This window comes from Leptolyngbya iicbica LK (genome assembly GCF_004212215.1).
GTDB classification, from domain to species: Bacteria; Cyanobacteriota; Cyanobacteriia; order Phormidesmidales; family Phormidesmidaceae; genus Halomicronema; species Halomicronema iicbica.
Genome location: NZ_QVFV01000002.1, coordinates 677,418 through 700,972 on the forward strand (window position 1 = coordinate 677,418; position 23,555 = coordinate 700,972).

The 23,555-nt window shown below is 51.6% G+C and carries 24 protein-coding genes and 1 riboswitch; of the genes, 17 read left to right on the top strand and 7 right to left on the bottom strand.

Features of this window, described 5'->3' with window-relative positions:
- Window positions 1–169: 169 nt before the first annotated feature.
- The 5 genes from DYY88_RS10005 to DYY88_RS10025 all read left to right on the top strand — a co-directional run bounded on the left by DYY88_RS10005 (window position 170) and on the right by DYY88_RS10025 (window position 3,893).
- On the top strand, window positions 170–970 hold the full coding sequence (locus DYY88_RS10005; protein WP_039728163.1) for a tetratricopeptide repeat protein: 801 nt from the start codon (window positions 170–172) through the stop codon (window positions 968–970).
- A gap of 79 nt (window positions 971–1,049) precedes the next feature.
- Entirely contained in the window at window positions 1,050–1,442 is a 393-nt protein-coding gene (locus DYY88_RS10010; RefSeq protein ID WP_039728161.1) for an ArsR/SmtB family transcription factor, read from the top strand.
- A gap of 100 nt (window positions 1,443–1,542) precedes the next feature.
- Window positions 1,543–1,932, top strand: a complete 390-nt coding sequence (locus DYY88_RS10015; RefSeq protein WP_039728159.1) for a hypothetical protein — start codon at window positions 1,543–1,545, stop codon at window positions 1,930–1,932.
- A gap of 421 nt (window positions 1,933–2,353) precedes the next feature.
- Window positions 2,354–2,884, top strand: a complete 531-nt coding sequence (locus DYY88_RS10020) for a TMEM165/GDT1 family protein (protein ID WP_367889283.1) — start codon at window positions 2,354–2,356, stop codon at window positions 2,882–2,884.
- Window positions 2,885–3,040: 156 nt separating this feature from the next.
- A riboswitch (cobalamin riboswitch) is annotated at window positions 3,041–3,182 on the top strand.
- Window positions 3,183–3,203: 21 nt separating this feature from the next.
- Window positions 3,204–3,893, top strand: coding sequence for a HupE/UreJ family protein (locus tag DYY88_RS10025; RefSeq protein ID WP_044151331.1), 690 nt, complete (start codon window positions 3,204–3,206; stop codon window positions 3,891–3,893).
- 303 nt (window positions 3,894–4,196) lie between these two features.
- Here the strand turns inward: DYY88_RS10025 and DYY88_RS10030 are convergent, their stop codons facing one another.
- The 3 genes from DYY88_RS10030 to DYY88_RS10040 all read right to left on the bottom strand — a co-directional run bounded on the left by DYY88_RS10030 (window position 4,197) and on the right by DYY88_RS10040 (window position 6,142).
- Window positions 4,197–4,661: a methyltransferase family protein gene (locus DYY88_RS10030; RefSeq protein ID WP_130199387.1), complete on the bottom strand. Its 465-nt coding sequence runs from the start codon at window positions 4,659–4,661 to the stop codon at window positions 4,197–4,199.
- Between the two features lie 178 nt (window positions 4,662–4,839).
- Entirely contained in the window at window positions 4,840–5,616 is a 777-nt protein-coding gene (locus DYY88_RS10035) for a CPBP family intramembrane glutamic endopeptidase (protein WP_242517598.1), read from the bottom strand.
- Window positions 5,617–5,668: 52 nt separating this feature from the next.
- Window positions 5,669–6,142: a M23 family metallopeptidase gene (locus DYY88_RS10040; RefSeq protein ID WP_367889284.1), complete on the bottom strand. Its 474-nt coding sequence runs from the start codon at window positions 6,140–6,142 to the stop codon at window positions 5,669–5,671.
- Window positions 6,143–7,241: 1,099 nt separating this feature from the next.
- On the opposite strand from DYY88_RS10040, the gene DYY88_RS24680 reads away from it, so the two are divergent.
- The 8 genes from DYY88_RS24680 (at window position 7,242) to DYY88_RS10085 (ending at window position 15,616) form a co-directional block, all read left to right on the top strand.
- Entirely contained in the window at window positions 7,242–7,742 is a 501-nt protein-coding gene (locus tag DYY88_RS24680; protein ID WP_052288540.1) for a M23 family metallopeptidase, read from the top strand.
- Window positions 7,743–8,238: 496 nt separating this feature from the next.
- Window positions 8,239–10,272: a heavy metal translocating P-type ATPase gene (locus DYY88_RS10055; protein ID WP_072041382.1), complete on the top strand. Its 2,034-nt coding sequence runs from the start codon at window positions 8,239–8,241 to the stop codon at window positions 10,270–10,272.
- Between the two features lie 32 nt (window positions 10,273–10,304).
- Window positions 10,305–10,967, top strand: a complete 663-nt coding sequence (locus DYY88_RS10060; protein WP_052288539.1) for a hypothetical protein — start codon at window positions 10,305–10,307, stop codon at window positions 10,965–10,967.
- A 327-nt stretch (window positions 10,968–11,294) separates the two neighbouring features.
- Window positions 11,295–11,936: a hypothetical protein gene (locus tag DYY88_RS10065; RefSeq protein WP_130199389.1), complete on the top strand. Its 642-nt coding sequence runs from the start codon at window positions 11,295–11,297 to the stop codon at window positions 11,934–11,936.
- 4 nt (window positions 11,937–11,940) lie between these two features.
- Entirely contained in the window at window positions 11,941–12,861 is a 921-nt protein-coding gene (locus DYY88_RS10070; protein WP_039728155.1) for a vitamin K epoxide reductase family protein, read from the top strand.
- Window positions 12,862–12,920: 59 nt separating this feature from the next.
- Complete coding sequence (locus DYY88_RS10075; RefSeq protein ID WP_063776194.1) at window positions 12,921–13,973, top strand: tetratricopeptide repeat protein; 1,053 nt, start codon at window positions 12,921–12,923, stop codon at window positions 13,971–13,973.
- 183 nt (window positions 13,974–14,156) lie between these two features.
- Entirely contained in the window at window positions 14,157–14,498 is a 342-nt protein-coding gene (locus tag DYY88_RS10080; RefSeq protein WP_201279043.1) for a carboxypeptidase-like regulatory domain-containing protein, read from the top strand.
- A gap of 413 nt (window positions 14,499–14,911) precedes the next feature.
- On the top strand, window positions 14,912–15,616 hold the full coding sequence (locus DYY88_RS10085) for a response regulator transcription factor (protein ID WP_044151330.1): 705 nt from the start codon (window positions 14,912–14,914) through the stop codon (window positions 15,614–15,616).
- A 60-nt stretch (window positions 15,617–15,676) separates the two neighbouring features.
- On the opposite strand, the gene DYY88_RS10090 is transcribed toward DYY88_RS10085, so the two are convergent.
- From DYY88_RS10090 to DYY88_RS10105, 4 genes are all read right to left on the bottom strand, one after another.
- Window positions 15,677–16,189, bottom strand: coding sequence for a hypothetical protein (locus DYY88_RS10090; RefSeq protein WP_044151329.1), 513 nt, complete (start codon window positions 16,187–16,189; stop codon window positions 15,677–15,679).
- Window positions 16,190–16,202: 13 nt separating this feature from the next.
- Window positions 16,203–18,299, bottom strand: a complete 2,097-nt coding sequence (locus DYY88_RS10095) for a copper-translocating P-type ATPase (RefSeq protein WP_039728153.1) — start codon at window positions 18,297–18,299, stop codon at window positions 16,203–16,205.
- 173 nt (window positions 18,300–18,472) lie between these two features.
- Window positions 18,473–19,051 carry a DUF305 domain-containing protein gene (locus tag DYY88_RS10100; RefSeq protein ID WP_201279042.1) on the bottom strand — a complete coding sequence of 193 codons (579 nt, stop codon included), beginning with the start codon at window positions 19,049–19,051 and terminating at the stop codon, window positions 18,473–18,475.
- Between the two features lie 112 nt (window positions 19,052–19,163).
- Window positions 19,164–19,508 (bottom strand): four-helix bundle copper-binding protein, encoded by a 345-nt coding sequence (locus DYY88_RS10105; RefSeq protein ID WP_039728152.1) that lies wholly within the window; start codon window positions 19,506–19,508, stop codon window positions 19,164–19,166.
- Between the two features lie 362 nt (window positions 19,509–19,870).
- Between DYY88_RS10105 and DYY88_RS10110 the strand changes: the two genes are divergently transcribed.
- From DYY88_RS10110 to DYY88_RS10125, 4 genes are all read left to right on the top strand, one after another.
- On the top strand, window positions 19,871–20,089 hold the full coding sequence (locus DYY88_RS10110) for a hypothetical protein (RefSeq protein WP_039728149.1): 219 nt from the start codon (window positions 19,871–19,873) through the stop codon (window positions 20,087–20,089).
- Window positions 20,090–20,166: 77 nt separating this feature from the next.
- Window positions 20,167–20,361 carry a heavy-metal-associated domain-containing protein gene (locus DYY88_RS10115; protein ID WP_039728148.1) on the top strand — a complete coding sequence of 65 codons (195 nt, stop codon included), beginning with the start codon at window positions 20,167–20,169 and terminating at the stop codon, window positions 20,359–20,361.
- 11 nt (window positions 20,362–20,372) lie between these two features.
- Window positions 20,373–22,631, top strand: coding sequence for a heavy metal translocating P-type ATPase (locus DYY88_RS10120; RefSeq protein ID WP_039728146.1), 2,259 nt, complete (start codon window positions 20,373–20,375; stop codon window positions 22,629–22,631).
- 209 nt (window positions 22,632–22,840) lie between these two features.
- Window positions 22,841–23,407: a cupredoxin domain-containing protein gene (locus DYY88_RS10125; RefSeq protein ID WP_039728144.1), complete on the top strand. Its 567-nt coding sequence runs from the start codon at window positions 22,841–22,843 to the stop codon at window positions 23,405–23,407.
- Window positions 23,408–23,555: the final 148 nt, after the last annotated feature.

The following is a 23,555-nucleotide window of genomic DNA, read 5'->3' on the forward strand; positions in this document are numbered from 1 at the left end:
TTCATCAAAGTGAAATCCGGGAGCAGAGAGCGCTCGTTACACTGAGTAGAGATCAAGTTTAGTAAGCGTCACAGCTTTGCCTTTAGCCACTGTTCCGGCGCTTTAATCTACCCTTGCATGGGCAACTGAGCCGTCGAAAAATCCAGGTTGTCATTATTGGGAGGTCAGAATGGGACGTAATAAACGGTTGATGCTTGGCTTGACAGTCTTTGTCGTTACGGTGACGGTCGGACTGTCGGTTCCTGAATCTGGACGAACAGCGACTATTGCTGCTGTCACCGATCCGTTAGTCGAGCAGGGCCTACAGCAGGCTGAACAGGGACAGCTAGAGGCGGCGATCGCCACCTATACTGAGGCGATCGCGGCTGATGCAGACAATGCTGACGCCTATCTCCATCGCGGCATTGCTTACCATGACCTGGGAGACTATGAGCAAGCTGTTGACGACTTTTCAATGGCCCTTCAGCTTCGCCCCGACCATGTGGAAACCCTCTATAACCGAGGAGAAGCTTACTCTCACTTAACGAATGCTGAGGCGGCGATCGCTGATTTGAGCCAGGCGATCGAGCTTGATCCTGATTTTGTGCAGCCCTACCTGGATCGCAGCATCATTTTGGCGGCGACTGGGCGCTTGCCCCAGGCGTTGAGCGATCTGGATCAGGCGATCGCTCTTGCCCCAGAAAATGCTGACGCCTATTACAACCGAGGCAAAGTTCACACCGAACTGGGCAATGCAGAAGCCGCCTTATCAGATTTTGATACTGCCATTCAGCTAAATCCTGAGCTGGCAGAGGCTTATGGCAATCGCGGGCTTTTGCGCTATCAGCTCGGCAACCCTGAATTGGCCCTGACGGATTTGCAGCAGGCGGCTGAGCTGTTTGAGGCCCGTGGCGACCAGCAGGGCTATCAGCAGACCCTGTACTTTATCCAGCAGGTGCAGCAGGCGATTGAGAGGGGCGATCGCTCATAATCCGCCTTTGATCTGAATAGATCTTCAGGTGGTAATGATTCTCAGTATCATAAGAAGAGATGCTGAGTAACTATCTTCTATGGCCAAGTCTCGTCCTGCCAAAGCACAACCCACTCAAAACACTAATGCTCCAGCCTGCGAAGAGTCCTTAGTGCATTTGGATAATGTGCGCCAGGTACAGTCTGAGGTGCTGGCCACTGAGAAAGCTCAGCGCATGGCGGAGTTTTTTAGCGCCCTCTCAGACCCTCATCGGCTAAAGCTCTTGTCAGCGCTGGCTCAGCAAGAGTTGTGCGTCTGTGACCTAGCTGCTGCTGTAAAAATGGGTGAGTCGGCAGTATCCCATCAACTACGCGTACTTAAATCCCAACGCTTGGTCAAGTACCGCCGCCAGGGTCGCAATGTGTTCTATAGCTTGGCAGACGGCCATGTTACGGCGATTTATCGAGCAGTTGCTGAGCATCTAGACGAGTAATTGTTGCTTGTGACGAATCGATTACTTTCTGAAGGGATACCCCAAACAGCGCAAATTATGAAAGGATTATGAAAGACTTTTCATAATCCTCTTTCCCTCTATGATGCATTTGCGCGTATTCCTTCAGTCTCTCTGGGGCCGTTTCCCTGTTTTGCAAAAGCTCTTTGGGGTGGGGTGGAAGGTTGTGCTGACAGAAGCACTGATTGAAATCCCGTTTACGATTTTAGAATCGTCGTTCCTGATGCGATTTCTATTCGGTGTGACCCTAGGATTGACCCTTTGGCAATACTTCGTTATTGCCGCCGCTTTATATCTGCTGATCGAGCTGGGGCGGTGGGTATTTTCGCGTTTTGTCAGCCGGTCTAACGACTATCGGTTCTGGAAGCATGAACTGGAAATGTTAGAAATTCTTTTTGATGGGTTCAAGCAGCTTAGAGGCAGGGCAAAAAATAGGTTCTCAAAGGATCATGGGGAGAATTGGCCAAGGTAAAGTTCTCTGGACTGATGATGGGATACGCAGCTATTGTGCGAGTTCGATTTCTTTCAGTGATGCTCCTGGTCTTTCCAGCCTGGAAATGATATTTTCATGCCAGCGAAGGGTAGTAGCTCTGGGTTAACCACGGTAGCCCGCCATCTGAGCCAACATACTGGTGATGAACCTGGTTCAGATCGCAAGCTTGCTAAGTGCCTGATTGGGGCAAAGTAGCCAAACGCTTGTCAGCGAGACCTTCACTAAGTCCACAGGCAAAGTGGGCTTGGTGGGGTCTGCTTAGGCTTCCATCATGTCTGCTCTACCACTACATAACTAGAGCAAGCAATGGATTTTTCACCAGGCTTTACGGCAGGGTTACTGCTGATTACTCTCTCAGAACTGGGAGATAAAACCTTCTTTAATTAGTGCCATTTTGGCAATGCGTCACCCTCGTCGTTGGGTCTTTGCAGGGGTCACGGCGGCGCTGGCGATGATGACGCTTATTTCAGTCTGGATTGGTCAGCTGGTCGCGTTTTTCCCTCAGCACTACGTCGGCGCAATCGCGGCGGCTCTGTTTATCGGGTTGGGGCTCAAGCTGCTGTACGCCGCCGTCAAAATGTCTAGGAACGGAGGGCTTGCCCACGAACAGGCAGATGCCCTCAGCGACGTAGAAGCACGGGAACAAGGCATCAAAATTTGGTCTGTTCGAGCAGTTCTTGTAGAAGCCTTTACCCTTACCTTCTTAGGCGAATGGGGCGATCGCACCCAGCTTGCTACCATCACACTGGCGTCTGCCAACCATCCCTATGGCGTGTTTCTAGGTGCTGTTTTAGGACATCTGATTTGCGCTACGATCGCCGTTGTCTGCGGCAAGTTTATTGCCGGTCGCATCTCTGAACGACTACTGACGGGCATTAGTGGCGCTTTATTTGTCTGCTTTGGCCTACTTGAGGTCGTTAAACTCGCCTAGTACAGCGTCAGGCTATGGTGCAATTGGCTACTACCACATCGCTGAATCCTGCTCTGAATAGAAGGCCTGAAATCTTGGTCATTGAGACCGTTTAGTCGGTAAGAACGCCAAGGATAATGTGCGCCAGGTACAGTCTGAGGTGCTGGCCACTTGCTAATGTTCTATTACCTCATCGGTTCTAGCGGGGAGCAGCCGCTAGAGGAAACGGGAAAAGTGTAGTGAAAATTTGCCGCTGTCCCGCAGCTGTGAAAGGGAAATTTCCCTCAGTCAGAATGCCCGCCGATGAGCTGCGAGTTCTCTATTCACCTGCGAGGTACAGATGAATTTACGTGTTTTGGCCTTGAGTTTTCTCAAGGCACCTGTGGTGTCTCAAAAACTAATTGCTGTCCCTTTAGCAGCGCTGGTGGCAATTCTTTTCGTTGCAACACCTGCTTTGGCTCATCATCCTTTTGGTAGCGAAACTCCGGACAACATAGTGGAAGCGTTTCTGTCGGGCATGGGCCACCCGGTTATCGGAATTGACCATCTGGCATTTGTAGTAGCTGTTGGCTTGTTAGCCGCTGCAATGGGGGGTGGCCTGGGCATCCCGATTGCGTTTGTGGTGGCGTCAATCTTGGGAACAGGCATCCATCTGATGAGCATTGATTTGCCCTTGCCAGAGCTGGTGATTTCGGCATCGGTCCTCTTGTTTGGGGTGTTGCTAGCCATGAAAACACAGCCAGCCAACCCAGTGGTGATGGGGCTAGCAGCGATTGCAGGCATTTTTCACGGCTTTGCCTATGGTGAAGCCATTTTTGGGGCCGAGATGGGGCCACTGGTCGCCTACTTGCTGGGCTTTGCAGCGATTCAGCTCGGGATTGCAACAGGCACGTATTGGGCTGCCAAAACGATACTCGTCAACCGGGTAGAGCCATCTGGCTTGGGACTGCGGTTTGCAGGCTTCGTTATCTGCGGTATGGGCACAACTTTCCTGACGACAATGATTGTGGATTCTATTTTCCCTGCTTAGTCAAAAAATCGGCTCCTTTTTTCCTGCCCCCTTCTAGTTGACCAAACGTCAGGCTCTGAGTCGCGTAGTTGATCTGGCTGGTTAATCAGACCATTAGTTTTTGTCTGCGTGGCTATTCCCTTCTGAAGCGGCATTTACACAGGGCGCGTTGATGGGGGTAGGGAAGCTAATGACCGTAAGGGTCGCCAGCTGGTGGCCCGCTTTTGATTGGGCTACTTAAGGATAGGCAATTACAAGGGAAAGAGGAACACTAACTCTAGAACATTTCCCTGGCCTGAATTGCGTCTGTTGTCCGAAAACCCTCTACAGCCATCGACGTACCGACGCCATGTAGTCAGAGAAGGGAATTCCGAATTTGGTTAGCATTGCTTGCTCCTCCGGCTTGATCTGAAACTGGGTCAGATACAGAACACAGCCCAGCACCAGCAAAGCAGCCCCTGCATTAGACAGGAAGACAGCCCAACCCATCAGTCCTAGAACAAACCCGAGATACATGGGATTGCGCGTAAAGCGGTAGGAACCAGTGGAAACGATGGTAGCCGCCGCCGTTGGAACCATCGGGTTGACTGTGGTTTGATGCTGACGAAAAGCAACTACTCCGGCCAGACTAATCGCGCCGCCCAATAGAGCCAGTGCAACGGCCATGACCAGCCGTCCCGAAACCAGCCAGGTGAGCCCCGGCAGCAAGCGGGTTACAACCACCATTAGTACAGCAAACACGGCAATTACAGCGACTGGTGGGATTTTAAGTTCCATAGATGACAGCATTCTAGAAAACTGGGGTCGGTATCTAGGGGCTAGTAAATTAACGAGTTTGCTGAGCCCCGTATATAGCTCCACCAAAAGCAATCACTCGATAACTTAGACGATATCAACTCGCACACCGCTATGTGTAGGGCTCTTGCCGTATGCATTTTTCGCTCCTCCGGCTTGATCTGAAACTGAGTCAAATTTCGCCATCTGGCTGTCGTAATAGTGCTGCTATGACAGACAAAAATACGAATCCCACAGCTCCAGCTAAGGGATTCTGGTTAATTCCGGTGACCCAGTCAGGCACTACCTGGGTGTAGCTGGCCAAATCACCCACATCCACCAGGTAATATCCCCACACCAGTCCTCCATGCAGACCCATTGCTAGCCCTAACCTGCCTTTAGTGCGCTGGCGAGCCCATCCCAGCACCAGTCCTAGCAGCAATAATCCGGGGAAACTCGGCAGCTCCTCCAAAATATCCTGCCAGGGCTTGATGAAATGGAGCGCAGCGTAGACGAGACTACTAGCCCACAGCGCCCTTGAAAAGCCCCAGTCGTAGCGCAGCTCATCCAATAACCAGCCTCGAAACACAAGTTCCTCGGCCAGACTGACGCCCAAACCAACGAGAAAGCCTTCAAGCAGGATACGCCAGAAGACTAGTGGTACCGCCTGCCACTGCAGCCAGCCCAGCCAGCCTTCTATTCCAAAGAGCAGCCCTAAGCTCACTACCCCGAGAACAATGCCAGTCAATAGCTCCCGCCAGCTCTGAGTTGATTTAACCAAGCCATGCGCCTGCAAAGGTTTTGAATGGTGGTGTACTCGTTTCCCCCATATCTGAAGACCCACTACAAAAAGGCCGTACAGCAAAATCAGCGGCATCACACTCAAAGATGTCGTTGTGCCGAGCCATAGATAAAGCGGGAGCGCGATCGGCAGCCAGACCAGCGCTAAAACCACTAAAAACCCAATCACCCGAATAGGAGCAGAAGAGCTAGAAAGTTGGCTGACTAACCGACGAAACTGGTCAACCTGCTTGCTGGGCTTCATACATCGCCCTCAATACCAGACCAGGGTCAACCCATTCACCATTAAATTTCAGCATCCAATGCAGATGCGGCCCAGTAGTGCGTCCGGTCATGCCCACCCGGCCAAGTCGCTCTCCAGTGGGCAACTCTTGCCCCTGCTCGTAGCGGATGCTTCCATCTGGATCAACCAAATACCGCCTGCCGTTGGAGACTTCGACCCAACCGCTCATATGACAGTAGCGATGTTCCCACTGTCCAGATTGAATTACGGCGGACGTGCCGCAGCTCGTATGATCAGATACCTCAATCACTTTGCCGCTCCACCAGTTGCGCACATAGCTGCCCTGAGGCGCGGCCATGTCGAGACCGTAGTGAAACTGAGAGCCACCGCCGCCAGTTGGAGAGGTTCTGTAGCCAAAAGCAGACGTGTAAGCCTGAAAGTTTTCGACTGGAAAAGAAGCTTGTTGCCACAAAGCAATGCTTTCGACTTGAGCGAAAGCAGGTTTAGATAGTGCTGGCCATCTCAAACCCATTATCAAGGCAATGCCTAAGACTAAGAAAACGCCGCGCCTGATCCAGCACCGACACCAGCGCCAAGCCAGAAACATCTGCTGATTCATAAGGGTTTCGCTCCACACTCTTGAGGTCAGCAACCAAACTTCTGCCGAATTATGCCTCAAAATTGACGGCACGGTGTAACGCCTGAATAATATTTCAGGTTTTCAGTGATCTAACCAGTCTATGAGTTATGGTTCTTATGGACAGCATTGCCTGATCTAAAAAATTGCTAAAGCAACCCTGAGATTCCGTATCTAAACATCCGGTATGAAATCAAAGCCACTCTTCAACAAAGCCGACGCTTCTAATCATTTTTCTATGTTCAAACAAGCGTGTTCACTAGGAAGCCTTGGCCTCTTGAGTGGTGTCGTTCTGACTACTCTGCCTGCCTGGGCTGACGCCGAGATAGAAATCGAGCCTCCAGCTTCAATCGCAGCCCCAACTTCAACCATACCAGACCTCCCTAACGACCCAGTCGAAGAGATTGGCCCGGTGGAAACCTCTGCAGAAGCGCTCTTACACCCTCAAGTCACTACCCCCCCAACTGTAGAAGCAAATCTGTCTGAACCTGAGTTCGTAGATGAAGCCTCAACCCCTAGTGCGCCACGCCCGGAGGCTCAAGCACCTGTAGAGTTCAATACCAACTTCATTGACCCAACTGACTATAGTCTTGGGGCAACGCCATCGCCTGACAGTCCCTCATTGGTGTTTCTTGAGCGCTCTACAAGCTGTCAATTTACTGCAGACGGTAGAGAAGTCCTGACGCGTAGCTGTGATGAAACTTTGCAGGCTAGCAATGGAGCATACCCAGCAGCAGATCAGCCATCAGGAGGTCATCGGGAGGCTAGAGTTTCCTACGAGTTTGGGACTGATAGAGAAAACGGCACTGCGATCGGCAACTTGACTGTCATTAGCCGTGAGGCTCTGAATGATAAACTCCTTCCTCTAAGAGTTTTGAGAAGAGGCGCAGAGGAATTTATATTTCCACTCTCGATCCCAGCCCCGATTACGTCTTTGTTTGGTTGGCGTAACCATCCTATTTTTCAGGAGCGTCGCTTTCATGCTGGGGTTGACTTAGCCGCTCCCGAAGGCACTCCAGTCCTCGCAGCCAAAGATGGCGAGGTGCTTACTGCTGAGTATCTGGGGGGATATGGCTTAACTGTGATGCTGCGCCATGAAAATGGCACTCAAGAAACTCGCTATCCTCACCTGTCTCAAATCCTGGTGCGTCCTGGGGAGCAAATTAAGCAGGGCGAAGTTGTGGGCTTGGTCGGCAGCACTGGCAACTCAACTGGGCCACACCTGCACTTTGAACTCCGTGAATTAACGGCTCAGGGATGGGTGCTGATTGATCCAAATGACTTGATGGATTACGCCACGGCTAATTTAGCGGATATGCTGAATAACCCTTTGCAAGCCCTGGGGATTTCTCAAGAGCCTAATTCACCCGCCTCAGGCATTGGCAAAGGTGAACTAGAGCTACCGTATCGACCAGCTCAGCCAAATGCTAGTTGAGCTTTCTTGATTACCAAAACCAATAGCCCTTAATGAATAGTCGCCCTCAAAAGTTAAAATTTTTCTCGGTTGGTATCGGTGCCCATGGCATCGTTGCGGTCGGTATTTCTGCTCACGGAGTCCTCGCTTTCGGGATTGTGAGCCACGGAATTGTTTCTATCGGCTTAATTTCAATGGGGGTGCTCTCGACTGGCCTCGTGTCCATGGTCTGCTAACTTCTGGCATGGTTTCAATGGGATTAAAGGCTTATGGCCCAAACCACATGGAAATGATGCCGCCTCATGACGACCCAACGGAGACGACTATGCCTAACCATGGCGAGATGTAAGCACCCCAAGAACTCGGCAACTTGAAGAGGTTATCGAGCGCGTAAGCCCTAGTGCCAGCACTGGTCATCGTGCCCCTCCCAAAGAGATATGAGCATTTGCAAAGAACTTCATTTAGTGTATCATCTGAACAATCCTTCATGTATTCAGTTGATTTTCCAGGTGATCTGATGTCACATTCCCACCCTCATGATGCTCACCCCGACGATCACGCGGGATGCGGCGACGTAGACAGCTCTTCCGCTCACCCATCAGCCACGACTCAGTCAGTCGTAGCTCAGGGCGGCTGCTGTGGTGACGAACATGGCCATACCCACGATCGCGATGATTTCGTTCTGCGGCGAGAGCTAACGCCGATCGCCATTTCCGCTGTGCTCTTTCTGATTGGATTCATTTTCAACGAGCCGCTGCACAATACTCCGTTTGCTGTTGCTGAATATGCCGTCCTGATACCGGCCTATCTCATCAGCGGTTGGAGCGTGCTCACCACCGCTGGACGCAACATCCTACGAGGGCGCATCTTTGATGAAAACTTTCTGATGAGTATCGCGACTCTGGGGGCGATCGCCATTCACGAAATTCCTGAAGGGGTTGCGGTGATGCTGTTTTTCCAGATTGGCGAACTGTTTCAGGGTTACGCCGTGGGGCGATCGCGCCGTTCCATCAAAGCCTTACTGGAAGTTCGACCTGACACCGCCAATCTGAAAGTGAACGGCGACGTTCAGGCAGTGTCTCCAGAATCCGTCAGCGTGGGAGATGTGATTCTGGTACGTCCTGGTGAAAAAGTGCCCCTGGATGGCGACATTTTAGAAGGTAAATCCTTGGTGGATACCTCTGCCCTGACGGGAGAATCGGTACCACGTACTGTCACGACTGGGGAAACCGTGCTGGCAGGCATGATTAACCAGTCAGGAGCGCTCACAGTAAAGGTCACCAAGCTGTTCGGCGAATCCTCCATTGCCCGAATTTTGGAACTGGTGGAAAACGCCAGCAGCAAAAAAGCCGACACCGAAAAATTCATCACCCGATTTGCCCGCTACTACACCCCAGTAGTCGTGGTTCTGTCTCTGGCCGTGGCCATTCTACCGCCGCTGTTGATTGCCGGGGCCACCCAGGCTCAATGGACCTATCGCGCCTTAGTACTGTTAGTGATTTCCTGCCCCTGTGGCTTGGTAATTAGTATCCCCCTGGGTTATTTCGGGGGCGTTGGTGGGGCGGCCAAGCGCGGCATTTTGGTGAAAGGCTCAACGTTCCTGGACGCTCTCACTCAGGTAAAAACCGTCGTCTTTGATAAGACCGGCACCCTGACCCAGGGCAATTTTCAGGTAACCGATGTCGTCACCCAGAATGGCTTGAACAAGCATCAACTGCTGGAGCTAGCGGCTCAGGTAGAATCGCAGTCTAACCATCCCGTCGCCCAGTCAATTCGCCAAGCCTATGGACAAACGGTGAATGAAGCCGGAGTGCAAAACTATGAAGAAATCGCCGGTCATGGCATTCGGGCTCAAGTGAATGGCCGTACTGTGCTGGCAGGAAATGATCGCCTCTTGCACAAAGAAAACATTCCCCACGATGTCTGCACCGTAGATGGCACGGTGGCTCACGTTGCAATAGATGGCACCTACAGCGGACGCATTCTGATTGCGGATGAGCTGAAGAAGGATGCGGCTGAGGCGATTCGGGCTCTCCATGCCCAGGGGATTGAGACTGCCATGCTCACTGGGGATAGCCAATCTGTGGCTGACAGCATTGCTCGCAAACTGGGTCTGGATCAGTATCGGGCTGAACTCCTGCCAGAAGATAAGGTCGATGCGCTAGAAGAGTTCCTCAATCGCGCCGGGCAAGGCAAAGTCGCTTTTGTCGGGGACGGCATCAATGATGCGCCAGTGATAGCCAGAGCCGATGTCGGTATGGCCATGGGGGGCCTGGGTTCCGATGCCGCGATCGAAACCGCCGATGTGGTGATCATGACCGATGCGCCTTCTAAGGTGGCCGAAGCCATTCAGATTGCCCACAAAACGCTACGCATCGTCTGGCAAAACATTATCCTGGCCATGTCCATCAAAGCTTTATTCATAGCGCTCGGTGCCATTGGCCTAGCCACACTTTGGGAAGCCGTATTTGCCGATGTTGGAGTTGCCTTGCTAGCTATTTTTAACGCCAGTCGTATTTTGAGAGTTCAGTCAGTCCAACCAGCGAAGTGAGTGGCGCGAATACACGAATTAGGAGAGATTTTATGAATCGAAAACTAGTTGTTTTATTGGCTTTGGGTTGTTTGGCCATCGCGATCGCAGTAACGGCTCCGATAGTGTTGAGTCGCCAAGCAGATAATCAGTTTGTGCAGCGCACACAAGTTGCACAGCGTTCAGTAGACGGCAACGGCATGATGGGCGGCGACCATATGATGTGCGGTGATGGCATGATGGGCGGCGACCACATGATGTGTGGTGATGGCATGATGGGACCCGGCATGATGGGCGACGATGGCCAGGATATGCAAATTGTCCATCAACTTTTTGCCTATCACGATCAAATTCGTCGCTCTGTCGAAACGGTTCCTGGAGGGGTTAAAACCGTTACAGAATCAGACAATCCTGAGATTGCCGCCTTGATTCAGCAACATGTAGCCAGTATGCATCAACGGCTGGAAGCAGGGCGCTGGTTCGCCATGATGAGCCAGACATTGCCCACTATGTTCCAAAATGCCAACCGCTATCAGCGACAATCCCAACTCACTGATAACGGTGTTGAGGTGACTAAAACTTCCGATGACTCTACACTGGCAGAGGTTTTACACGAACACGCTCAAGAAATCACCCAGTATGTGGAAAACGGAATGCCCGGTATGGGCGGTGGCATGATGTATCGGGATCGAACTCCGATGCCCCGTCCAGATTAGACGCTACCAACAGCATCCACCACGACCATGTGAGCCATGATGAGTGCCACCGTGATGATTCAGCATCACAGTATCGGCGAGGTCTTGGTTGTTAGAAACATCAAGATTGACACGGCTCCAAGCGATCGTAGGAATGGAGAGAACGACTGCAGTAGCCAACGCGGTGCTAATCAAAGAAGCCCGTTTCATCACGTCTCCTTCTCTGTTGAGTATTTATACTCTGATCCTAGCTCTTCAATTCTCGATAAACACCACGTTTACAGGAATTCACACGCTTCGCTGCTCTGACGAAAACTATCCTGAAGCATGTCAGCTACTATCCAAATTTTGTTTGGCACCCTGGCGCTGAGTTTGATTCACGCCTTAATTCCCAGCCACTGGCTGCCATTAGTTACGGTGGGCAAAACCGAAGGCTGGTCTCGTCCAGAAACTCTTTGGATAACCGCTATTACTGGATTTGCACACACTGTCAGTACGCTCTTAATTGGGATAGCTGTCGGATTGCTGGGCTATCAACTGGACTATAAATACGAACTTGTGCCCCATTTAGTGGCTCCGATAATGCTGATTGGATTGGGCCTGGTTTACCTCAGCCAACCCCTGCGACAACGCTTCTCATCAGAGTCTGCTCAGCATGACCATGCTCCTATGTCTCCGATCTCAGACGATTCTGGCCACAGTAAATGGGCGGTTGTAATCACTCTAGCCACCGCTATGTTTTTCTCTCCTTTCGTTGGGATCGGCGCATTTTACTTATCAGCAGGCGCACTGGGGTGGTTTGGTATTGCTCTCGTTTCTGGGGTGTATCTGATAGTGACTGTGCTCGGCATGGTGCTGATAGTGAACTGGAGCTGGCACAGGACTCACCAGTTTACGGCTGCCATCCCCACCTGGAACCTCAATGGCCATGCTCTAACGGGGGCAGTGCTAATAGCTTTAGGGGTTGTGACGTTTTTTATTGATATTTAGAACTATGCCACGCAAAAAAGAAATTTCTTGGATTCATCGCTATGCCCGCCCCCTGATGGCTGGGTTAGCTGCTGTGGGTGCTGTTGTCACCGCTTACTTAACCATCAATAAGTTCATGGGCAGTTCCACTGCCTGCCCCACCAAAGGCTGCGATATTGTACTGTCCAGTCCCTACGCCACCGTATTTGGACAGCCCCTAGCGCTCTTTGGTTTCCTGGCCTATGTGAGTATGATTGGGCTGGCGATCGCCCCGCTTCTCGTCCGAGGACCTGACCAGAAAGAGCTGCGGGCTAACCTCACCCGTTGGACCCAACCACTCCTTTTCCTTGGCGGCACTGCCATGATGGTCTTCAGCGGTTATTTGATGTATCTGCTCACCGCCGAAATCAAGGCCGTTTGCCTCTACTGCGTCGGGTCGGCGCTGCTCTCAACCGGACTCTTTCTGCTGGCGCTGATTGGACAAGACTGGTCAGATTTATCCCAGCCCTTTTTTACTGGCATCATTACAGCCATAGTCGTTTTGGTGGGGACCCTCGGCCTTTATGCCAATGTCAACAATCCAGCCACCGCAACGGATGCTAATGGACAACCCGGCATTGAAGTTACTACCGAGTCTGGACCGGCTGAAATCGCCCTGGCTCAACACCTAGCTGACACGGGTGCCGTATTCTATGGGGCTTGGTGGTGCCCTCATTGCCACGACCAAAAGCAGCTTTTTGGTCAAGAAGCGGCTCAAACTATTCTCTATGTCGAATGTTCTACGCCAGACGGACAGGGACAAACCTCAGAATGCCAAGCAGCAGGTATTACTGGCTATCCTACCTGGGAAATCAATGGCGAACGCTTATCGGGGACTCAGACCCTAGAGGAATTAGCCCAACTCACGGGCTATAAAGGCCCAACGACTTTTCAAAATTCCATTTAGTGCAGAGGAGAGATATCTTGAGACGCCCGAGCCATCTACTCAATCAATTGGCTGTAGCCATGGGGAGCCTTTTGATTTTCACATCTCCAGTTTTTGCCCATACCCCTGGGCAATCGCTGAGTGATCAGGCGCGACTGAAGGAACTGGCTGATTTATTAGAGTCTGGAGAAGAGCTGGTTGAGTCAGGCAGCCTGGCAGAGGCGCTATCTCGCTACCAGCATGCCGTCAGTTTAGATAGTGAAAATCCGAAAATCTTTTCGGCCATTGGCTATGTGCAGGCGCGTCAGGGCAACTTTCAGGAGTCCATTGCTGCGTTTCAAACAGCCCTTGAATTAGATTCAGAAAATCTGCCTTTTCTCTTTGGCTTAGCCTATGCCCAAAGTCAGCTAGAAGCTTATGAAGCAACCGCTAACACCTACCGCCAGATCCTACGCTTACAACCCGATAATTTAGACGCTCAGATAGGATTAGGGGCTATGTTGTTTCAACTCAAAGCCTTTGAAGAGGCATCAGAGGTTTATGCCAACATCCTGAAAGACGATCCCGAAAATTGGCAAGCTGCCGAATCCTTAGGACTGATTCTGCTTCAACAGGGAGAAATTGAAGCCGCGATTACCGCTTTAGAACAGGCGGCAGAACTCGCTCCTCAGACTAGCCAAATTCAAATGAATCTAGGCTTTGCCTATCTCAGACAAGACGATATCGAATCAGCGCTAGCAACTTTTGAAGCAGCGGCTGAAGGAGACCCTCTAAATGCTGATGTCCGTATGCAAATTGGCTATGTCCTCTGGCAGCAGGGCAACTTAGAGGCTGCCATGGAACGCTATCAGCAGGCTACCCGCCTTCAGCCTGATTCAGTCATTGCCCATGATGCGATCGCCGATCTCTACTTTGAGCAGCAAGATGTTTTGATGACAATTGTCGCCCATCGTGAACTGCTAGAACTCGCGCCTGATCATGCTTCTGGTTATTATCATCTAGCCATCGCTCTAGAGGCACACAGTCGTACTGCAGAGGCGATTGAAGCCCTTCAGAAAGCTAAGACTTTGCTTTTGGAGCAGGGAAATGAAGAAGATGTCCAGATTATTGATGAACTGCTTCAAGGACTTTAGCGATCTCGACTCGCCTCAAATCCTCACAGTCTCCTCACCGGTTAACTGAGCATGCCCCGACCACACGTCTACTTTCAACACCACCGTTGGCTACTGATTTTGCTCCTAGGCATAGGAGTCTGGGGACAGACCCAACTTCCAGCAAAAGCCCATGGAGCGAGTATTCAGGCTCGTAGTATCACTATGGTCGAGATTCAGGCCACCTACGACTCTGGAGAACCTCTGGCCGAAGCGCAGGTGCAGGTTTATGATCCTACCAACCCTCAGACTCCCCGCTTTACTGGAAAAACCGATAGGGGAGGGCAGTTTAGCTTTACACCGGATCAACCCGGTACTTGGGAAGTAACCGTACGTCAGGCTGGTCATGGGGCGAGCTCGGCAATCCCAGTTGACAATACCGGTGCTGTAGCCGCAACCTTTTCAGGAAATTCTCAACTAACACTTCTTCAAAAAAGTTTGATTGCGGGAGCCATCATTTGGGGTTCTATAGGCACTGCCCTCTATTTTCGGCAGGGTAAGCGCTAGCCGAAAATTTCGGTCAATTTCAGCTTAGATAAGGATTATTTCCCAAACATGACCGAAGAGATTAGTCTGGCTTGACCTCTGACTAGAGAACTAATGCAAGAAAAGGCGATTTCATCAGCTAGATAAGCTGATGGGTACAGCGTCGCGCAGTTCGGTCAGTCCCAACTCCATCATCTCCTGATGCTCTCGTGTCGTCATGCGAAACGTGAATTGTCGCATTCTTTTGCGATCGCTCAAGCCCATGGTGGCGATATTCAGGTACAAAGTCAGGTAAACAGAGGAAGTATCTTCACTATCACTCTGCCAATTTCATGATGGTTTCATCACACCCTCCTAATCTTGAACAATATACCGGCGTGAAACTGTCTCCTCGAAAGATCGCACGCCAATTGAGAGTTTAGGAGCACCCCGACATGGCTGCTGATATTTTGATTGTTTCTAATGATGAAAAAATGAGTCAGCTATTGAAGATAGAACTCAGCATTGAAGATTATGACGTCTTAATCGAAGCTGACAGTACTCTGGGCTTTATAGCACTTCGAAAAATTCAACCTAGATTGCTCATCTTGGATGCTAATACTCCAGGTCTATCCTCGATTGAAATTCTTCGCCGGATTAGAGCTACAGATACACATATAAAAGTCATTCTCATGACTGAGGTTGATAAATTAGAAACCTCTGAACCATTTGCTGACGATTATATTTTTAAGCCTCTTAATCTAATTGAATTGCTCCTAAGGGTAAAACTAGTTTTACGTCAACGCCTATCTCAAAAGAAAAATGTGTTGCGTTTTAGAGATTTATCTTTGGATCTTCAAAGTCGCGAAGTCTACAGAGGTGAACGCCTAGTCCAGCTGACATGTAAAGAATTCGATTTATTGACTTACCTACTACGCCATGCTAGTCAAGTTATTGAGCAAGATCGCTTGCTCGAAACAGTCTGGGACTATAGTTTTCTCGGTAACAGTAATGTACTACAGGTATGTATCAGAAGCCTTAGAAGTAAACTAGAGGCTGCTGGAGAACCTCGTTTAATTCAGACAGTTCGAGGGATAGGTTATGTCCTCCGACCGGCCATCTCGGACTGCTCCGTGCAAACTTTTCCTCTCGTTTGCTGATGATTCTTACTCAGACTGTTATCAACAGATTCTGAGGTGACATGAATACGATTCACTCTATTATTCTTGTTGAGCACGATGCCCCAGAATCTGATAACGGCTCAGAACAAGGATAAGCGGAGGAATTATTAGCCACTGAATTAGGGGCAACCAGCTAATACCAAGACCAGGAACACTTAGGCCCAAAGTTCCATAGAGATGAGCAATACGAGTTCGATAGATTTCAGAAAAGAAGGTGTATAGCCAACCTAGAACAATAAACCAGGCAACGGCTTGCTTTGTCGGGTAAGTTATCCAACGACGCGATCGCATCATCAAGCTAACCACCAGACTAACCCCGACTGTGATTACGCCGTCACCAAAGGTGCAGTGGGTAAGGGCCAAAATCTTATCCGCTAGCGTTGGAGCATCGTAGAAATCGTAGAAGGGCGCTTGCCAAACTTCATAAACAAAATGCAGCAAAAATGCGAACAGAAATAAATTGAACTCGGGTAGAGATAAGGCGCGGTTAAGCAACTTTGAGACAGATGACCTTTGTGAAGCCGCTGCCTGATGCCCATGATTTTGAAACATGTAGAATACCCTCCTAAGCTAATTTCGCCCGACGCAGCATCACCGCATTAATCGCCACAATGACAGTTGAAAGACTCATCAACAGCGCCCCTACTGCAGGAGAAAGTACAACGCCCCAAGCCGACAGCACTCCCGCTGCCAGGGGAATCGCAACCACGTTGTAGCCGGTTGCCCAAAACAGGTTTTGGATCATCTTGCTATAAGTCTTTTTCGCCAGGTTCAGAGCTTTCACCGCATCCAGCGGATCGTCTTCAATGAGCACTAGGTCAGCCGATTCGATCGCGACATTCGTCCCTGCGCCGATCGCCAGTCCCATGTTGGCTTCCAATAATGCCGCTGCATCGTTGACACCATCACCCGCAAAGGCGGTCGGGGCTTCCTGCTTCAGCGCTTTGATGCGGTTGACCTTATCTTCTGGCAAGACCCGAGCATAGTAGCGGTCAATGCCTAAATCCTGCGCCACCCCTCGCGCTACGGCTTCCGCATCCCCCGTGATCATGACCGCCTGAATGTCCATTTCATGCAGACGATCAATCGTTTCACGTGCCCGTTCGCGCACCTGGTCAGCCATGGAAATCACGGCCACGGGGTGATCAGAGGTCATCAGCACAACGGCACTTTCGCCGCGATCATCAGCTCGGTCTAAGGCACTGCGTAAACTGCTGGGCAGTTGCAGGCTCTGCTCCTTCACCCATTCTGGACGTCCCAAGCGATACGTCTGTCCCTGAACCTTACCTTCGACACCCCGTCCCGTAATGGTTTGAAATTCACGCATCTGTGGAAATTCAAGCTGGCGTTGGTGAGCCGCTTCCACAATTGCCTTGGCTAAAGGATGCTCAGAAGCTGTTTCTAGGGCAGCAGCAATTGCTAGTGCCTGCTCAGACTCCATGCGATCTGTCGCAATATTCTGCACGCCAAATTTGCCTTGGGTCAGCGTCCCGGTTTTATCAAAGGCCATGATTCTGATATCTTTGGCCCGCTCTAGAGCGTCGCGGTCCCGCACAAGAATACCGTTACGAGCTGCCAGGCTCGTGGAGTTAGCAATGACCAACGGAATGGCTAATCCCAACGCATGGGGACAGGTAATGACTAGAACCGTCACAGCGCGATTGATGGCAAAGACTAAGTCTTCAAGGGTGAGCCAGACAATGAACGTGAGGGTGCCTGCCGCGATCGCAATAAGGGTCAGCCAGTAGGCCACCTTATCGGCCAGGGCTTGATACCGACTGCGAGAGGACTGCGCTTCTTCCACCAATCGCATGATTTGGCTGATGGCCGTGTCATCCCCTACCCGCGTCACTGTTACCTGTACCGAGCCTTCTGTGTTGACTGACCCTGCCACCACTTCATCGCCTACGGCCTTGGAAACTGGCTTGGATTCTCCAGTTAGGAACGACTCGTTAACGCTCGTATTCCCTTCGATGACCTCGCCATCATTCGGAATCTGCTCACCAGGTCGAATCAGAATCACGTCGCCAGCCTGAATTTCACTCACTGGCACATCTTCAACCCTGCCGTCTCGCATCCTGTGCGCTTCATTGGGCACCAGGCTCGAAAGCTCTTCCAAGGCTTTGCTGGCTCCCTGCACTGAAGCCATCTCGACCCAGTGCCCCAACAGCATGATGTCGATCAGCGTTGCCAGCTCCCAGTAAAAGGGCTTGCCTTCTAGCCCCAGAGATACGGCCAGACTGTAGATAAACGCTACAGTGATCGCCAGCGCAATCAGCGTCATCATGCCGATCTTGCTCTGAAATTCGTGCCAAGCTCCCTGCAAAAAGGGCCAGCCGCCATAGAAGTACAAGGCAATCCCCAGAATCGGACTAATCCAATTGGCACCAGGAAACAAAATCGCTTCGTAGTTCAGCCAACTCTGAAGCTGAAGCGAAAAGTAGAGAATCGGCAGCGTCAGAATTAGCGATACAAAAAACCGCTGCTTAAACATCTCTGGGCTATGGCCCGCATGTTTATCGTGTCCACTATGGCTATCGTGATTACCTGGATCTCCCTCTTTGTGATCTTGGTGTCCATGATGACCAAGCTGAGAAGTACCCGTTTGGCCATCTTCACTCTGATTGGCCTGGGTCGAGTGGTGAGAATGGGAGTTATGCATCGAATTTCTCTCGGTAACATTGAAGCGGCATCAATAGCTTGGTCTTCACGCTAGACCCTCAAGCCAACTGCAAGCTCCAGTGGTGGTAACAATACTTGATGTGTTGAGTTCTCCTAGTCAGGCCCGAATCGGTTTTCTCGCGAGCTACAGTCTTCTGTGGTCACGCCTGATATCTACTCTGGGCTTAAAGAAAAGTCTGGCAGCGGTCTTGCCTCTGCTTGAGCCGGTGTGTTTGCTACACCGTTTTCTCTGATGTCGGCAATTAGCCACTCCATTTCGCTAATCTCGCGACGCTGCGCTTCGATGATTTCATCGGCCAATTCACGAACGCGCATATCTTCAATCTGAGCGCGATCGCTGGTCAAAATGGCGATGGAATGGTGGGGAATCATGCCTTCCATGTAGTCCACATCGCTGACTGTTACTTGGCTACGGACTAGCCATAGCGAAGCTCCGAACAAAATGATCGCCCCTACATAAATAACCGCGTTGATAGTGCGGCTTTTATACATGTGCAGCATGTACGACAGCATGATCACCATCATGGCGGCCCCCATAATCAGGGTCATAAAAAGCCGCGTTTCGCTAAACCAGGCATGATCCAAAATCTGGTAGGAATGTAGGTACATCAGGAAAAACATCACCACGATTGAGGTGCCAATCATGGCAAAGTATCGGACGTAGCTGCCTTGCATCCCGCCATGATCCTGAGCATCTGAATGGGTTTTAATTGTGTTTTCTTGAGTGTTCATCGTTATCACCGTTAAGAACATTACTTGCCTTACCCCACGACATCGCCCGTTGGGCCGACGCTTGCACAAGGCCGCGCTCAGACAACACTTCAGGGGGCATAAGAGCTAAAAGTTAAGAGGCTGCCATCGCTGTATCAACGATCTGGCGATACATCCCTGCCGCCTCACGACAGGAACGAGCACATTTCTGACAGTGCTCCATGTCATGCTTTTCACATTCCTGGGCACAGGTGTCGCAGATTTCTGCACAAGCCTTGGCTAGCGGAGCAATGAAGTAAGACCCACGTACCATAAAAGTGGCTAACGTACGGCAGCTTTCGGCTGTATCCAGACACATCCGGGCACACTTCACCATGTCCGGCTGGCCCGTACAGGCTTCGGCGCAGTGTTCACATTCCACTGCACAGGCCATCGCCTTATCGAAGCTAGATTGATACTGTTCGTGATTGAGAAGCATAAAGTTTTCTTGAATAACGATGGTATAGGAATAACGAAAAGTGGCTCCTGTTATTGCCTATCAAAGGGCAGAACCGCATATTCAGCCCAAAGAGCTAGGGCGATTTCATCTTGATTTCATCGACAAATGTTATTGCGATGCCAAAGCGGTCAATGTAGTCTCCAAAGCTTTCATTTCATCGCGATTTCATAGTTATTCCTTAGGCTAGCGATTGCAGTGTTGATTCTCGTGTAGTGGTTTTGACCCTTAGCCAGCTAGAAAATTGAGGCTGTGATTGCGCTCCAGGGATATTACATGAACGCATTTCCTAGAGAGCATTTTGGATAGTTGGTTCTCAAAGAAAGTCTGAAGGAGGTTCCATCGTGGATGCCAAAGTTTTAGCGGCTAGCTCAGCTGGATTTGCGATCGGTGTCGTTGCGACCTTGCTCGTCGGCACGTTGCGGATGGGCGGCATGATGGGACGCGGCGGCATGATGCGCGGCTGGGGGTGCAGCAGCCTTAACCAATCGGTTGCCCCTGCCGGAACGACAGATAGCAATACCTGGCGTTTTCTTGGATCAACGCGCATCGATAAAACTTAACGATATCCCCCCTTGACCCTATAGCTGACTGCAGACTTCAAGATAAAGACGTTGCGACTGATTTGGAGGGCTCTTGGATGCAACTCGATTTGACGGTTCCTAACCTGGCGTGTTCTGCCTGTGTCGAGACAGTCACCAAAGCCGTTCATGGCGTAGACGCCGCAGCGCAAGTGACGGCAGACCCCAAAACCAAGCAGGTCAGCATTCTCAGTGAGGCGTCTGAAACAGCCATTAAAGATGCGATTACGACTGCTGGCTACACCGTGGCCTAAAGGAGGCAACCATGGAAACTCAAACGTTTAAGCTGAAGGGCATGAGCTGTGCCGCCTGCGCCAGCAATATTGAAGCCGCCATTCAGACCGTGCCAGGAGTCGAAACCTGTAGCGTCAACTTTGGGGCTGAGCAGGCCGTTGTCACCTATAATCCTCGCCAAGTCAGTACCGCTGATATCCAATCGACAGTCGATAGTGCGGGCTATGCAGCTCAGCCGGTGAGCGACAATCCTCTGACTGCTGACGATGACGCTGAGCGCCTAGAACGAGCAGCGAGAGACCGGGAACTGACTCGCAAGGTCATCTTCAGTCTGATTATTGGCAGCGTGCTGATGGTAGGGGCGTTGCCGATGATGACCGGGCTTGACATCCCGCTGATTCCCGCCTGGTCGCACAATCCCTGGCTGCAACTGGTGCTGACCCTCCCCGTAATGGTGTGGGCTGGGAGTGATTTCTTCATCAATGCCTGGAAGGCGCTCAAGCACCATTCCGCCACCATGGATACGTTGGTCGCGGTCGGCACGGGGACGGCCTACCTGTATTCCCTCTTCCCGACGCTCTATCCCCAATGGTTTTTAGACCAAGGGCTACGCCCGGATGTCTATTTTGAGATTGCGGCGATCATCATTGCCCTGATTCTGCTCGGCAACCTGCTAGAAAACCGGGCCAAAGGTCAGACTTCTGAGGCCATCCGTAAACTGATGGGATTGCAGGCCAAAACGGCACGGGTGATTCGTGACGGGCAGACTCTGGATATCCCCATTACCGACGTGGTGGTGGCAGATGTCATCCTGGTGCGCCCTGGCGAGAAAGTCCCAGTAGACGGCGAAATTATTGAGGGCTCCTCTACCCTCGATGAAGCCATGGTGACAGGCGAGAGCATTCCAGTGCAAAAGCAGGTCGGCGATGAGGTGATTGGCGCGACCTTGAATAAAACCGGCAGTTTTAAGTTTCGAGCGACTCGGGTCGGCAAAGACACCTTCCTAGCGCAGATTGTCCAGTTGGTACAGCAAGCGCAAGGCTCCAAAGCGCCGATTCAACGACTCGCCGATCGCGTCACTAGCTGGTTTGTTCCGGCGGTGATGGCGATCGCGATTCTCACCTTTGTGATCTGGTTCAACGTCATGGGCAACGTCAGCATGGCCTTGATTACCACTGTGGGTGTACTCATTCTCGCTTGTCCTTGTGCATTAGGACTGGCGACTCCCACCTCCATCATGGTGGGCACGGGTAAAGGAGCTGAAAACGGCATCTTAATCAAAGGGGCTGACAGCCTGGAACTGGCCCACAAGATTCAAACCATCGTGCTGGATAAAACCGGCACTGTGACCCAGGGCAAACCAACCGTCACCGACTACCTCACCGTCAGAGGTACCGCCAATGGCAATGAACTGGCGCTGTTAAAGTTAGCCGGTTCTCTGGAACAAAACTCCGAGCACCCGCTGGCCGAAGCGGTGGTGCAGTATGCCCAAGACCAGGAAGTGAGACTGGTCGAACCGGCAGACTTTGAGGCGGTCGCCGGGAGCGGCGTGGCGGGCCAGGTTGAAGGGCACCAAGTCCAGATCGGCACCTATCGCTGGATGCATGAACTCGGGATTGATACTCAGCCCTTAAAAGACAACTGGGATCGGCTGGAGCAGGGAGGCAAAACCGCCGTCTGGCTGGCGGTCGATGGTCAGGTAGAAGCCATTATGGGCATTGCCGATGCCGTCAAGCCCTCTTCCGTAAGTGCCATTCGTGCCCTGCAAAAAATGGGGTTAGAAGTGGTGATGCTGACGGGTGACAACCGCCGCACCGCCGAGGTGATTGCCCGCGAAGTCAACATTCAACGGGTCATGGCGGAAGTGCGGCCTGACCAAAAAGCGGATCAGATCGTCAAGCTACAGCAGGAGGGCAAGCTGGTCGCGATGGTGGGTGACGGCATCAATGACGCACCGGCGCTGGCCCAGGCTGATGTGGGCATGGCGATTGGTACGGGGACTGATGTGGCGATCGCCGCGAGCGATATTACGCTCATCTCTGGCGACCTGAGAGGCATTGTCACGGCCATCCAGCTTTCCCACGCCACCATTAGCAACATTCGCCAAAATCTATTCTTTGCCTTCGTCTACAACGTGGCCGGGATTCCCATTGCGGCAGGCATCCTCTACCCGTTCTTGGGCTGGCTACTGAATCCGATTATTGCGGGAGCCGCGATGGCCTTTAGCTCAGTGTCTGTTGTCACGAACGCCCTGAGACTCCGCAACTTCCATCCCAAAGTTCAAGCCTAAGAAACTGACGACTCGTTCCGTTCACCCCTTCACCCACCCATCCACTCATCTACCCATCGACCCATCCACCCATCCACCCATCCACCATGACCTACCCCCTCCCCTTCCTCACCCTGCTCGTCGGATTTGGCTTTTTACTCGGAGCAATTTCCGGCATCGTGGGCAACTTACTCATCTTTGGTATGGCTGGCTAGCAAGCAGGAGTTTTTATGCGGCGTTATCGAAAATTTACTCTGAGCAGTTTGGCGGCTTTAGGGCTGCTGATCGCCATGGCCACAACTTCCCCGGCTCAAACGACCCATGAGGCGGCGGCAGAATCCGGCAGTGGATTTCGCCGCATTGAGCAGCCCCTATGGACTAAGGCCCTCGTAACGACAGCTGGTTTAGGGCTTATCGGACTAGAGCTTTGGTGGTTTCTCTTGAGCCAATCTAAAACCGGCAAAGCGAAAACTCAGAACGGGGTGCAAGAAGTCACCGTCACCGTGGATGGCGGCTATGAGCCCAGCCAAATTGTGGTTCAGGCTGGGCTCCCGGTGCGGCTTAACTTCCATCGGCTCGACCCCAGTAGTTGTTTAGAAGAAGTTCGCTTTCCTGACTTTCGCATCGCGAAAGCGCTCCCGGTCAATCAGACGACCGCGATCGAGTTCACCCCGAGTGAGCCAGGACGCTATGAGTTTGCCTGTGGGATGAACATGTTCCGAGGCACTGTTGAGGCCGTGGAGGCTTCTCTCATAGACCAATCTGCTGATTTGGCCACTGCTGCCAAATCGACTTGATTTCGGCATTAACCTGCCGACTTTGCCGTTTCCATCTCCAGTGTGACTGCAGCTCTTATGACATTTATGACTACGATGAGGCGACGAGACTTTTTGGGGCTAAGCCTGGGAACCACCGGGGCACTGTTGCTTTCTCAATGCTCCCGTG